Origin of the sequence: Streptomyces sp. NPDC046465, assembly GCF_040646035.1 — a bacterium.
GTDB lineage: Bacteria > Actinomycetota > Actinomycetes > Streptomycetales > Streptomycetaceae > Streptomyces.
On the sequence record NZ_JBEYZK010000019.1, the window covers coordinates 111,831 to 124,187 of the forward strand.

10 protein-coding genes are annotated in these 12,357 nt (G+C 69.3%); 3 read left to right on the forward strand and 7 right to left on the reverse strand.

What is annotated here, in order from left to right; genetic code table 11:
* Window positions 1–62 precede the first annotated feature (62 nt).
* The 3 genes from ABZ953_RS28160 to ABZ953_RS28170 all read right to left on the reverse strand — a co-directional run bounded on the left by ABZ953_RS28160 (window position 63) and on the right by ABZ953_RS28170 (window position 3,505).
* Window positions 63–1,409: a S41 family peptidase gene (locus ABZ953_RS28160; RefSeq protein ID WP_361729148.1), complete on the reverse strand. Its 1,347-nt coding sequence runs from the start codon at window positions 1,407–1,409 to the stop codon at window positions 63–65.
* Between the two features lie 169 nt (window positions 1,410–1,578).
* Window positions 1,579–2,895: a phytase gene (locus ABZ953_RS28165; protein ID WP_361729150.1), complete on the reverse strand. Its 1,317-nt coding sequence runs from the start codon at window positions 2,893–2,895 to the stop codon at window positions 1,579–1,581.
* Between the two features lie 133 nt (window positions 2,896–3,028).
* Window positions 3,029–3,505 carry an ATP-binding protein gene (locus tag ABZ953_RS28170; RefSeq protein ID WP_361729153.1) on the reverse strand — a complete coding sequence of 159 codons (477 nt, stop codon included), beginning with the start codon at window positions 3,503–3,505 and terminating at the stop codon, window positions 3,029–3,031.
* A 155-nt stretch (window positions 3,506–3,660) separates the two neighbouring features.
* Here ABZ953_RS28170 and ABZ953_RS28175 point away from each other — a divergent pair, with 155 nt between their 5' ends.
* The gene (locus tag ABZ953_RS28175) at window positions 3,661–4,491 is read left to right on the forward strand and encodes a helix-turn-helix transcriptional regulator (RefSeq protein WP_361729156.1); all 831 of its coding nucleotides are present in this window, start codon (window positions 3,661–3,663) and stop codon (window positions 4,489–4,491) included.
* Entirely contained in the window at window positions 4,491–4,736 is a 246-nt protein-coding gene (locus ABZ953_RS28180; protein ID WP_361729159.1) for a DUF397 domain-containing protein, read from the forward strand. Before ABZ953_RS28175 ends, ABZ953_RS28180 begins: the two co-directional genes overlap by 1 nt.
* Here the strand turns inward: ABZ953_RS28180 and proP are convergent.
* From proP to ABZ953_RS28200, 4 genes are all read right to left on the reverse strand, one after another.
* Window positions 4,718–6,196, reverse strand: a complete 1,479-nt coding sequence (gene proP / locus ABZ953_RS28185; RefSeq protein WP_361729162.1) for a glycine betaine/L-proline transporter ProP — start codon at window positions 6,194–6,196, stop codon at window positions 4,718–4,720. The two genes, ABZ953_RS28180 and proP, sit on opposite strands and share 19 nt — an antisense overlap.
* 154 nt (window positions 6,197–6,350) lie before the next feature.
* Complete coding sequence (locus ABZ953_RS28190; RefSeq protein WP_361729165.1) at window positions 6,351–8,189, reverse strand: alpha-L-fucosidase; 1,839 nt, start codon at window positions 8,187–8,189, stop codon at window positions 6,351–6,353.
* 306 nt (window positions 8,190–8,495) lie between these two features.
* Window positions 8,496–8,858 (reverse strand): hypothetical protein, encoded by a 363-nt coding sequence (locus ABZ953_RS28195; RefSeq protein ID WP_361729167.1) that lies wholly within the window; start codon window positions 8,856–8,858, stop codon window positions 8,496–8,498.
* 176 nt (window positions 8,859–9,034) lie between these two features.
* The gene (locus ABZ953_RS28200) at window positions 9,035–9,790 is read right to left on the reverse strand and encodes a helix-turn-helix domain-containing protein (protein ID WP_361729170.1); all 756 of its coding nucleotides are present in this window, start codon (window positions 9,788–9,790) and stop codon (window positions 9,035–9,037) included.
* Between the two features lie 278 nt (window positions 9,791–10,068).
* On the opposite strand from ABZ953_RS28200, the gene ABZ953_RS28205 reads away from it, so the two are divergent.
* On the forward strand, window positions 10,069–12,273 hold the full coding sequence (locus tag ABZ953_RS28205; protein WP_361729173.1) for an alpha-N-acetylglucosaminidase: 2,205 nt from the start codon (window positions 10,069–10,071) through the stop codon (window positions 12,271–12,273).
* Window positions 12,274–12,357: the final 84 nt, after the last annotated feature.

The following is a 12,357-nucleotide window of genomic DNA, read 5'->3' on the forward strand; positions in this document are numbered from 1 at the left end:
AGTCGGTAGATCCTGCGGAGTCGGCGGAGCCGGTGCGCGGTGGCCCCGCCCCGTCGAACCCGCTAGTCCCGGAGAATCGCGACCGCCTTGTCGAAGGCCGAGTCCCGGTCCTTCTCGAACTCCTCCCTCGTGAAGACGGGCGTACGCACGTGCGGCGGGATGCCCGTGCCGTCGAAGGTCCGGCCCGAGCTGGTCAGGAACTCCTCGTTCGGGAGCCAGGCCTCCATGCCGTTGGGGAGCTTGCGGGCCATGACGTCCGAGAAGACGCCCTGGGTGGGCTGCCCGATACGGACCGTTTTCCCCGGGCGGTCCATGAGGGCCTGGGTGAAGGTCTCGCCCGCGCTCACCGTCGAACCGTCGGTCAGCAGGGCGATGGGGCCTGTGTAGCGGGGGACGTTCTTGGCGGGCCGTACGGGGACGGGCTGCGGGCGCGTGTACTGGGTGCGCTTGCGGTACGCCACGTACGCCTCGTCGGTCAGCCGCTCGGCGATGTGCAGGCCGAGGGCGTCGGAGCCGCCGCCATTGACCCGCAGGTCGATCATCAGGCCCTTGAGGGCGGCGGTACGTTCGGGGGTGAGGACGGCGTCGAGGGCCTTGTCGAGTTCGGCGAGCTGGGCCGCGTACGCGGGGTCCTTCCGGTTGTACCCGGCGAACCCGGAGATACGGAGATAGCCCTGCTTGCCGGAGGCGGCGGCGGGCAGGTCCGCGTAGCTGATCCGGCCGCCCGCGAATTCGCGCGGCTTCTCGCCCTTGAGATCGCGCCGCACGATGTACTTCTTGACCTTGGTGTCCAGCTCCTCACTGGGCGCGGTCGTCCCCGGGCGGACCTGGTAGAAGCTCAGCTCGCCATCGAAAACGGCGACGTGCGCGTCGTACAGCGGCTTCACCATCTTGCTGAACACGGCGAAGAGTTCGCCCCTCGTCGTGTCGGCGTGCACCTTGGGCCGGTAGGTGTCGCGCACGGCGTGCCAGTCAATTCCCTTGGCGGCGAAGAAGGGGTAGTTCTCCTCGAAGGACTGCCAGAACACGTCGAACGCCGCCACCGGGCCCTTGGGCATCGGGCGGTCGCGGTCGCAGGTCGAAGGGAGTCCCCCCACGCGCCGCAGCTCCCGGTCGCCCGCCGAGCCGGCCGCGTGCAGGGAGGCGTGCCGGGATCCCTGCGGTCTGATCGTGAGCACCGTCCCGTCGGCACCGCGGTACGTGCCGGGCCCCGTCCGCTTCGCGGAGTCGCTCTTCAGGCAGCTGATCTTCGTCGTCTGGTACTCCCTCAGCCGACCGCCATCGATCGTCAGGAAGGCGCCGTAGCCCTCCACGCGCCAGACGCCGTCGACGGACGCCGACGGACGCCCGGTCGGCTGTTGGGCCGCCGCGGCGGGCGCCAACGCGCCACCCGTAACGGCCAGAGCCACGGCCACAGTCACCGTCGCGGCCTTGGAACTTCCGTGTCGCACTGTCTTCCCCTCCCTGTACGCGCCCTGCGCCAGGGAACCGACGATCCCCGATCGGCCTGCCCGGGACCATACGGCGTGCCGGTCGGTCAACAGGGGGGTTAACCCGACCGACGGCTCTGAGCCGGCGTCAGCCGTCCAGAGTCTCTACGACCTTCCCCAGGTTTACGAACTTGAAGTTCGTCGCCGGGCGGTCGCCGTCGCCGGGGGCGTCGTGGCCGTCCTGGACGACCAGCAGGCCGTGCGGGTACTTCGGGCCGAGCGGTTCGTTCAGGGCTGCCGCGCCGTCGCACTCCTCGGAGCCGTCGAGAGCGCCGCCCGCCGGGGTGACGCGGAAGCCGCCCTCGTACTCGTTGTGGTCGCTCAGTTCGCGGTCGTACGCGGCGAAGGTGTTGTCGCCCTGGCTGGAGGCGAGCAGGTAGCCGTCACCGTCGGACTCGGCGACCAGGGTCAGACCCTCCACGTCGGACGCGATCCGTTTGCCGCCGTAGCCGGGGTCGGCGCCCGGGGCGCACTCCTCGGTCTCCTCGTCGTAGACGCCGGGGGTGCCGTACTCCCGTACCCTGTCGACGAGTTGGGGCTTGCCGGTCAGGTCGGCGCGCAGACGCCAGATGCCGACGTCCTCCTGCCCCGCGTACAGCGTGCCGTTGGACGGGTCGATGACCATGCCCTCGACCTGCGGGAGCTCGCCCGGCTCGGCGCACGGGCTCCACGATGTGCCGTTCGGCAGCCGGAACGAGGACGGCAGGTCCAGCGTGCGGACCTTGCGGTACGTGACCTTGCCGCCGCTCCCCGGGATCAGTTCGAGGAGCGCGACGCTGGTCCGCTCGCGGCGGCTGACCAGGGCGTACGAGCGTCCGGTGGCCTTGTCCTGCCAGGTCGCGAGGCCGTACGCCGTACGCTGCTCGTTGATCTCGGCCTGGTCGGCGGAGAAGACGGGCGGGGCCGCCGGGTCCGTGACGTCGGTGAGCGGGCCGCCGGAGCGGTCGCGGTCGATGCGGTAGAAGCGGAGCCGGTCATTGCCCCGGTCGCTGGTGACGGCGAGGTCGGTGCGGCCCGACGACAGCTTCAGGCCGTGCACCAGGTCGACGTTGTTGAAGCGGCCCGGCGCGTTGTCGGGGTCGGTGGCGGGCGGCGCCGCGACCGACTGCACGGGGTGCGCGTCCAGGTCGTACGCGCGCAGGCCGCCCTCCTTCGCCGTGGCGATCACCAGGCTGCGCGCCGGGTCGGCGGCATTGCGCCAGATCGCCGGGTCGTCGGCGTCGGCGTTGCCGCCCGCGTCGTCGTCGTGCAGGACGGGGGTCTCGGACCGAGGGATTATCCCCGGCAGCGGGTCGGCGGCCACGGCGGGGGCGGCAGCAGCGGTGCCGGAGCTCGCCGCGAGGGCGGTCGTCAGGGCGAGGACGACCGAACCGATTGTTCGACGGGTCGGACAGTGTCTGGTCACGCGATGTCTCCTCGTTCCGGGAACGGATGGATCTTGCAGGAGACTGGGGCCCCTCCGTGTCGGCCAGGCATACGCCACACGTCCGGTAACACCCCACCCGAATGTACACACGGTGAACCAACCCCCTTCCGCCTCACGGGTGTTGGGCCCCCACCACCAGCTTCCGCTCCCCCTCCGTGAGGGCCAGCCGAGCCCATACCGTCTTACCTACACCCCGCTCCTCCACCCCCCATTCCTCAGCCATCGCCGCCACGATCACGAGCCCCCGACCCGACTCCCTTTCAGGCGCCGGGAGTTCGGGTACGTCCGGTGGCCTGCGTTCGGCTCGGGTGTCGGCTACCTCGATACGGAGCGTGTCCGCGCGGAGCGTCACACGGAGCTCGAAGTCTCGGCCCGGTACGCGGCCGTGGGTCACGGCGTTCGCGGCGAGCTCGGCGACGATCGTCTCTGCGGTGTCCGAGAGTTCGCTGTCGTACGGGATTCCCCAGCCGTCCAAGTGGTACCTGGCCAGCCTGCGGGCGAGGCGGGCTCCTCGCGGGGTGGCACTCAGGCGCTCGGTGACCTCGCGTGGCGCGGTGACGGGGTGGACGGAGTGGGCTTCGGTCGGCATGCGCCAACCGTGGTCCCGCGCCCCAGGGGCCACCAGGCACAAAACTCGTACGCTGCGTAATTGTACGAGTGCGAACAGTGGACAGTACGGGTAACCGAACGTGACCATGGGCGGGTTGGCGGGGACCGGTAAGCGAGCGTCAGGGGATACCCGTGATGTCGTCAAGTACGTCGAGCAGTAACGAGCCAGAACCGACCGATGGGCTCAAGGCCTTCGGTGCGGTCCTGAAGAGCTTTCGCAAACACGCCGGGTACACCCAGGAGTCCCTGGCCCCGGAGATCGGCTATTCGGCCCATTTCCTCGCCTCGATCGAGCAGGGCAGACGCTTTCCGCCGGTCCGTTTCGTGGAACGGTGCGAGGCGGCGCTCGACGCGTTCGGGACGCTGCGGGTGACGGTGACGCAGTTGTCGCGGCAGCGGGGGCTGGCTTCTTGGTTCCGGCGGTGGGCGCAGTTGGAGCAGGAGGCGGTAAGCCTCTACACGTACGAATGCCGCATGATTCCCGGCCTTCTGCAGACCGAGGCATACGCTCGGGCGCTCTTCGTCGACCAGCTCCCACCCCTGAGCGACGAGCAGATTCAGAGTCACCTGGCGGCGCGAGCTGAGCGGCAGAAGTTGCTGACGGACCGCCCCAACACTGCCTTCAGCTTCATCCTGGAAGAACACCTGTTCCTACGCCACGTGGGCGGGGTAGAGGTCACCCAGGAAGCCATCCGGCACATCCTCGAGCTCAACGAGCGCCGCAACATCGAGGTTCAGGTGATGCCTCTGGCGAGCGGTAGCCACGCGGGCCTGGCCGGTCCCTTACAGCTCCTCGAAACCCCGGAGAACAAATGGTTCGCCTACAACGAGGGGCAGCGCAATGGCCAGTTCATCTCCGAGCCGAAAGAGATCAGCGTGCTTCAAGCGCGGTATGCCAGGATGCGCTCACAGGCTCACACCCTTGCAGACTCGGCGAGCCTGCTGGAGCGGATGCGAGGAGCGTAATGAGCACCCCTGGACTGGCCTGGTTCAAGAGCAGCTTCAGCAGCAGCGGTGACGGCGACTGCGTAGAGGTCGCCCTCACCTGGCGCAAATCCAGCTACAGCAGCGGCTCCGGCGACGACTGCGTAGAGATCGCCCCCTGCCCCACCACCATCCACATCCGCGACTCCAAGCGCCCCACGGGACCCCAACTCGCGCTGGAGCCCCGCGCATGGGCGCGCTTCGTGAGCTACGCGTCCCGCGACTGACGCTGGGTCTCCACCAGTTCCCGCGCTTCCTCGTCCGAACCCACCGACGGCGGGGAGCCCTCCAGGGGCTGGCGGGCCGTCTCCTTCATCGCGGCGACGGCGATGATGCCGACCAGGCCCGCGAGCATCGTGTAGAACGCGGGCATCAGGTCGTTGCCGGTCGCGCTGATCAGGCCCGCCACGACCAGCGGTGTCGTACCGCCGAAGAGGGATACGGAGATGTTGAAGCCGATGGACAGGGAGCCGTAGCGGACGTCCGTGGGGAACAGGGCGGGGAGCGACGAGGACATGACGCCCAGGTAGCAGACCAGGGCCAGGCCAAGGATGAGCAGGCCCGCGAAGACCGAGATTGTTCCGCCCTGCTTGATGAGGAGGAAGGCCGGGAGCGCGAGCACGAAGAAGCCGATCGAGCCCGCCATCAGGACCGGCTTGCGGCCGATGCGGTCGGAGAGGCGGCCGACGGAGTTGATCAGCGCCATCAGGATCAGCATCACGATGACGATGGACATCAGGCCGCCGGTCTCGCCGAAGCCGAGCTGCGTGAGGTAGGTCGGCATGTACGACAGCAGCATGTAATCGGTGACGTTGAACGCCGCGACGAGGGCGATGCAGAGCAGCATCGCGCGCCACTGGCCGAAGAAGGAGTCCTTGAAGGACTTCTTGTCGCGCTCGGCGGCCGGGCCGCTCTCCTCCATCTTCTGGAAGGCGGGCGACTCGTCGAGCTTGAGGCGCAGGTAGAGGCCGATGAGGCCGAGCGGGGCCGCCACCATGAACGGGATGCGCCATCCCCAGGACTGCATGGACGCGTCGCTGAGCGTCATCGTCAGGGTGGTGACGAGGACGGCGGCGACGGTGTAACCGATCAGGGTGCCGAACTCCAGGAACGAGCCCCAGAACCCGCGGCGCTTGTCGGGGGCGTACTCGGCGATGAAGGTCGCCGCACCGCCGTACTCACCGCCCGTGGAGAAGCCCTGCACCATGCGGCAGAGGACGAGCAGAACCGGTGCCCAGACGCCGATCGAGGTGTAGCTGGGGATCAGGCCGATGGCGAGCGTCGCCGCCGACATCATGATCATGGTGAGCGCGAGGATCTTCTTGCGGCCGACCTTGTCGCCGAGCGGGCCGAAGAACATGCCGCCGATGGGGCGCACCAGGAAGGCGGCGGCGAAGGTCGCCAGGGAGGAGAGGGTCTGCGCGGTGTCGTTCCCGGACGGGAAGAACTCCTTGCCGATGATGACGGCGAGGTAGGCGTAGACGCCGAAGTCGTACCACTCCATGGCGTTGCCCAGCGCGGTCGCCTTCACCGCACGTTTGACCTGAGCTTCTTCGGTCACTGTGATGTCGGACTGGCGCAGCCGCGGATTCTTGCGGCGGTGGATCGCGCGGAAGAGCGCACGGTGGCGGGCCACTGCTTCGGGAGCGGGGGGTGCCGGTAGTTCAGGGGCTTCGGGCGCGCTCACGTTGCAGTCACTCTTTCAGTCGGCACCTGGGACGGACGTCGATCAACCTTGCCGCCCCCGGGGAGGGCCAGTGCCCGCCATTGGTCCCTCGGCCGATGGCCCCAAGTCCTTGGAATTAAGGACTTGGGGCCCGATTTTCAGAAAGTGGGCCCCGTCAGCGCATGTACAGCTGCGAACGGGGAACAATCTGCTGCTCCTGGCCGGGGCTCGACCACAGCAGCTTCAGATGGGCCTCGCCCGTCTGCTCCGCGTACTCGACCTTGATGGTGTGACGCTTGCCCGCGGTCAGGTTCACCTGGGCCTTGTCGAGCTTCGGCTCGTGCGGCGTCCAGGAGTCGATGACCGGCTTGCCGTCGATCCATACGCGCGCCATGTCGTCGGAGACGGTGGTCAGCGTGTACGTCTCCGAGCGGCGCGGCACGATCGATCCCGTCCAGCGGACGCTGAAGTGGTCGCTGGGGATGGCTGCCGCCGGTGATCCGGTGTACTTCCACGCGTGGTTGAGCGTGGCGTCGGTGCGCGTGATCTTCGGGGCACCTTCGAGCTTCGCGTTGTCGAAGATCTCCTGCTTGAGGCCCGTGCCGCGGCCGGGGCGGGCCGTGGGTCCCGGGTCGACGGACAGCTCGACCACGGTCGCGGTCTCGTTGGTGGCGGCGCCCGACGGTGCGATGTCGTAGCCGTCGCCCGCTTTGGTGACCGTCACCCGCTGGTCGCTGCCGAGGACCTTGGCCGACTTCACCTTGAAGTCCGTACGCGCCTTGAGGTGCAGTGACCCGCCCGCCGACGGCCACCGCGTGACCGCCGCGTACAGCTTGTCGCCCTTGCGGCTCACCGACCCCCAGGCGGGCTCCTCGACGAGGCCGCCGTACCGGGCGCCGAAGACGGCGTCGCCCTGACCGTCCGCGCGCAGCCAGTCGCCCATCTGCTTCAGGCGGTCGACGGAGGGCTGCGGGACGCGGCCGCGCGCGTCGGGGCCGACGTTGAGGAGGTAGTTGCCGCTGCGCGAGGTGGTGGCGAGGAGGTTGCGGGTCAAGGTCTGGCCCGACTTCCAGTTCTCGTCGTAACGGGCGTAGCCCCAGTGGCCGTTGAGCGTCATGCACGACTCCCAGAGCTGCCCGTCGACCGGGGCGCCGGGGATCTCCTGCTCGGGGGTGCCGTAGTCGCCGTCGACCACACGACGCTTGCCGACGCGGTTGTTGATGACCAGGTCGGGGTCGAGGCCGCGGAGGTAGGACTCCAGGCGCTCGCCGTCCTTCGCCGTCCAGGGGTTGTGCGGGTTGTCGGTGTCCCACTCGCCGTCGAACCAGAGCAGCGCCGGGTCGTAGCTGTCCACCAGCTCCTTGAGCTGGGCATACATGCGCTTCTCGTACGCGGGGAACGTGGCCGGGTCGGCGAAGTCCTTGTCGTGCCAGTCCCAGATCGAGTAGTAGAAGCCGAGCTTGATGCCCGCGTCGTCGGCCGCCTTCTTGAGCTCGGCGAGGATGTCGCGGTTCTTGTCGAAGGAGGAGTGGTCGCGCAGGTTCCAGTCGTTCACCTTCGTCGGCCACATCGCATAGCCCTCGTGGTGCTTGGACGTGATGACGATGTAGCGCATCCCGGCATCCTTGGCCGCCTTGACGACGGCCTTCGCGTCGAAGTCCGCGGGGTTGAAGTTCTGCGCCTGCTTCTCGTACGCGGCCATGGGGATGTCGCACTGCCGCTTGATCCACTCGGCGTCCCGGCAGACGCTCCCGTCGGGCCGCTTGTACTCGCCCTCCAGGTTCGAGTACGCGCCGAAGTGGATGAACATCCCGAAGCGGTCCTGGCGGAACCAATTGGTGCGGTCGGCCGTGAAGGGGTCGTCCACGGCGTGGTCGGTGCCGGGGTCGGCGGTGGCCGGGGGTTTCGGGGCCGGGGCATCGTTGGGGTCGGCGGTCGCGGCGGGGGCGGCCGTGCCCGCGAGGGTGGCGGCGAGGAGCAGGGCGAGTGCGGGTCCAGTGGCTCTGTGGCGCATGGGGCGGCTCCCGGGGTTCCCTGGGTTGGGGGGTCGCACGGGAACGTAGGAGTGAATACATCGGATGTCAACGGGTGCGTCAGTGGCCCGGAGATTGACTGCCGACGGTTTCAACTGGCGTGATCTGTGGCGCGGTTGCCTGTCGAGGCTCTATCGGGCCTCTATCGCTCCGATGACTGGAGGGCGAGAGCTGGAGAGCGTGGACTGGAGAGCGAGGGCTGGAGGTCGCCGCCGCCGTGGCGTGCGGGGACGCGCACGGCGGCGGCACCAACTGCTGGAGGACACCTCAGTTGATGTCAGTTGATGTCAGTTGATGACGAGGACATCCGTACGCATCGGGATCGCGCTGCCCCAGCCGATGTTGATCTTGAATATCACCTGACCGTTACGGGGTGCGATGCTCGACACGTCGAACGCTGCCGAGCCGACGAACCTCACGCCGTTGCCGTCGACCTCGGAAGCCGTGATGATGACGGTCGAGTTCGGGTTGATCACGCTCCAGTCGATCGGCAGATTCCACGTGCCGTTCCCCGGGCCCCACCACCAAGCGGCCCGCCAGACCTCACCCACGTTGCCGCCGACCGCCTCGACCCTGCCGTCCTGAGCCTCCTCCTGCGTGCTCCTGACGAGCTGGGGGGCGACGGCGTCACCGGCCTTGACTGTGGTCATGGTTGTTCTCCCATTCATGGTCGTACTCGCGATGTACGTCTAGCCAACTCGCTTGACTTATGGGCGAGTTGGGCTACATCCACCCTTCTGGATGCGACTCGTTCAGCGTTCCTCGCGAGCGACCGAACCCCCAAATTCCGGTCCATTCAGCGGAACACCCGTCGAAGCGTGCCTTTTCAGAGCCGTCGGGAGCGTGGCCGGTGTGCCAGGTTCGCGCTGAGCATCCGGGCCGCGCGCCGGGCCGCGTCAGCCGTGGTGGCGGAGGGGAGGCGGTGCCCGGCGAAGCACACACCGATGGCCGCGACGGCCCTGCCCGTCGGTGCGTAGACCGGCGCCACCAGGCAGGACAGGGCCCTCTCGTCCTCGCAGTGGTGCAGGTCCACACCGTGTTCGCGCACTTTGCTCAGGCGGCGGGCCCACTCGGCCGGGGAGCGTTCCGGCGGCGGCGCCGTGACCGGCCTGGTCGCGGCGATGACGGCCTCGGCCGCATTGCCGGGCGGCAGGATCAGACCGGGCAGATACGGGAAGGCCCCGTCCGCCGGTCCGGGCATCCCGCTCACGATCACCATGTCGGTGCCGACGGGAGCCGCGAGGGCCACACTGGCCCCGGTCGCCGCCGCGAGGCGCCGCAGAGGCTGGACGGCGGCCCTGCCCAAGGGGTGACTGACACCCCATGACCGCGCCAGACGGGCCAGCCCCGCACCCAAGTGATAGCGGCCGGAATCGCGCTCCACCGCGCCGAGTGCGGCGAGTTGGTCAAGGAGGCGGTGCGCGGTGGCCTTGGGCAGACCCGCGCCCGCCGCGAGGTCGGTCAGTCCCGCGTCGCCCGTTCTGGCGAGCTCGTCGAGGAGCAGGAATGCCCCCTCCAGTACGCTCCGTCCCGCCGGGGCGGCGGCGCCGCTTTCGTGCGCGGGCGCTCGTCCTCGCTTCATGGTCTCCCCCGTTGACTGTTGTCTGTGAGCTGTCGGCCATCGGCCGTTGGAGCTCCAGTCTGCTCCGCCGCCCGAAGGGGAAGCATGTCTTCCCGCACCGGCTTAAGCCCCCCTCAAGTACGCCCGCAAGGACGCCCGCAAGGACGCCCTCAAGTACGCCCCGAAACAGGCGTGCCAAGGGATCAAGGAGGGGAGGAGACACCTCGGAATGCACCGCGCACCCGCACCCGCACCCGCACCGCACCGCATCCCTCCCGACTCCCGACCACGGAGCCCGTATGCCACTCCCCCGCCGCACCCTCCTCACCGGCCTTGCCGGTACAGCCGGTGCCGCAGCCGTCGCCTGTTCCGGCAGCACGGCCGACGGTGCGCCCGCCCCGCGCCGGACGGCCGCCGCCGAGGCCGCCCGACGCCTCCTCCCGCGCCACTGGGACCAGATCACGTTCAGGACCGTCCCCAAGGAGCCGCGCGCCGAGGACTCCTTCGAGGTGACCGGCGAACGCGGCCTCATCACCATCACAGCGACCGGCCCCGCCACTCAACTCGCGGGCCTGCGCCACTACTTGAAGCACACCGCGCACGCCAACATCACCTGGGCGGGCAGCCAGACCGACCTGCCGAGGCGGCTCCCCGCGCCCGCGTCACCGCTCACCGGCACGGCCAACGTGCCCCACCGCTTCGTACTCAATGACACCAACGACGGCTACACCGGCGCGTACCACGACTGGACCTACTGGGAGCGCGAGATCGACGTGCTCGCGCTGCACGGCTACAACGAAGTCCTCGTGTACGTCGGCGCCGACGCCGTCCAGCACCGCGCCTTCCAGGAATTCGGGTACTCGGACGACGAGTTGCGCGCCTGGATACCGGGCCCCGCCCATCAGCCGTGGTGGCTCCTGCAGAACATGTCGTCGTTCCCACACCCCGTATCGCGGCAATTGCTCGACACCCGCGCCCGCCTGGGCCGCCGCATCTGCGACCGGCTCCGCGAGCTCGGCATGACGCCGGTCCTGCCCGGCTACTACGGCACCGTGCCGATTGGTTTCGCCGACAGGAACCCCGGCGCGCAGACGGTTCCGCAGGGTGACTGGGTGGGCTTCCCGCGACCGGACTGGCTGGATCCGCGCACCGGCCATTTCGCGCGCGTCGCCGAGGCGTTCTACCGGGCGCAGGACGCCCTCCTCGGCCCGACCGCGATGTACAAGATGGACCTCCTGCACGAGGGCGGAAAGCCCGGTGACGTGCCCGTCGGCGAGGCGGCGAAGGGCGTCGAGAAGGCGCTGCGCACCGCGCACCCCGGCGCCACCTGGGTCATCCTCGGCTGGCAGCACAATCCCCCGAAGGCCATCACCGACGCCGTCGACAAACAGCGGATGCTCGTCGTCGACGGCCTCTCCGACCGCTTCCCGCACGTCACCGACCGCGAGGCCGACTGGGGCGCCACGCCGTACACCTTCGGCTCCATCTGGAACTTCGGCGGACACACCGTCCTCGGCGCCAACACCCCCGACTGGGCGACGCTCTACGAGAAGTGGCGCACCAAGGACGGCAGCACGATGCGCGGCATCGCGCTCATGCCGGAGGCCGCCGACAACAACCCGGCAGCATTCGAGCTCTTCTCCGAACTGGCCTGGATGTCCGGCGACGACCTGGACCTGAAGAGCTGGTTCGACGCGTGGGCCCGCGCCCGCTACGGAGCCCGGGACCCGCACGCCACCGCCGCCTGGGACATCCTGCGCCGCACCGCCTACGGCACGACCCGCGCCGACGAATGGACCGAGGGCGCCGACGGTCTGTTCGGGGCGCGCCCCGACCTGTCCGCGACCTCGGCGGCCGCATGGTCGCCCGAGAAGATGCGCTACGACCCGGCGGAGTTCGAGCCCGCTCTGACCGAACTGCTCTCCGTACGCCGTGAGTTGCGCACCTCTTCGGCGTACCGTCGAGACCTCCTCGATGTCGCCCGACAGGCGCTCTCCAACCGCAGCCGCGTCCTGCTCCCCCGGATCAAGGAGGCGTACGGCGTCGGGGACACGGCCCGCTTCGACCGGCTGACCCGCGACTGGCTCGCCCTGATGGACCTCCTTGACCGCCTGGTCGCCACCGATCCCGACCACCTGCTCGGCCGTTGGGTCGCGGATGCCCGCGCATGGGGCGCCACCGCCAAGGAACGCACCGAACTCGCCTACGACCAGCTCTCCTTGCTCACGGTCTGGGGCACGCGCGAGGGCGCGAACGCGGGCCTGCGCGACTACGCCAACCGTGAGTGGGCGGGCCTTGTCGGCGGCCTCTACCGGCTGCGCTGGGAGCGGTACTTCAAGGAGCTGCGGGCCGCACTGACGGAGGGCCGCGCCCCCGCCGAGATCGACTGGTTCACCATCGAGAACACCTGGGCCCACGATGCGGGCCACCTGGCGACCCGCCCTTCGGGCGACACGTACGCGATGGCCGCGGTGGTGCGGAAGCGACTCTCGGCGGGCGACTAGCACGGGGCCCGCGGGACGGTTCGGGGGCGCCCCGTAAGGGGCGCGGGGAACTGCGCGACAAGCCACGACGCACCCGCAACCAGG

Coding starts and splice junctions, on each gene's coding strand:
- ABZ953_RS28205 (WP_361729173.1), top strand. CDS start 10,069: ATGCCACTCCCCCGCCGCACCCTCCTCACCGGCCTTGCCGGTACAGCC.
- ABZ953_RS28200 (WP_361729170.1), bottom strand. CDS start 9,790: ATGAAGCGAGGACGAGCGCCCGCGCACGAAAGCGGCGCCGCCGCCCCG.
- ABZ953_RS28180 (WP_361729159.1), top strand. CDS start 4,491: ATGAGCACCCCTGGACTGGCCTGGTTCAAGAGCAGCTTCAGCAGCAGC.
- ABZ953_RS28195 (WP_361729167.1), bottom strand. CDS start 8,858: ATGACCACAGTCAAGGCCGGTGACGCCGTCGCCCCCCAGCTCGTCAGG.
- ABZ953_RS28175 (WP_361729156.1), top strand. CDS start 3,661: ATGTCGTCAAGTACGTCGAGCAGTAACGAGCCAGAACCGACCGATGGG.
- ABZ953_RS28190 (WP_361729165.1), bottom strand. CDS start 8,189: ATGCGCCACAGAGCCACTGGACCCGCACTCGCCCTGCTCCTCGCCGCC.
- ABZ953_RS28170 (WP_361729153.1), bottom strand. CDS start 3,505: ATGCCGACCGAAGCCCACTCCGTCCACCCCGTCACCGCGCCACGCGAG.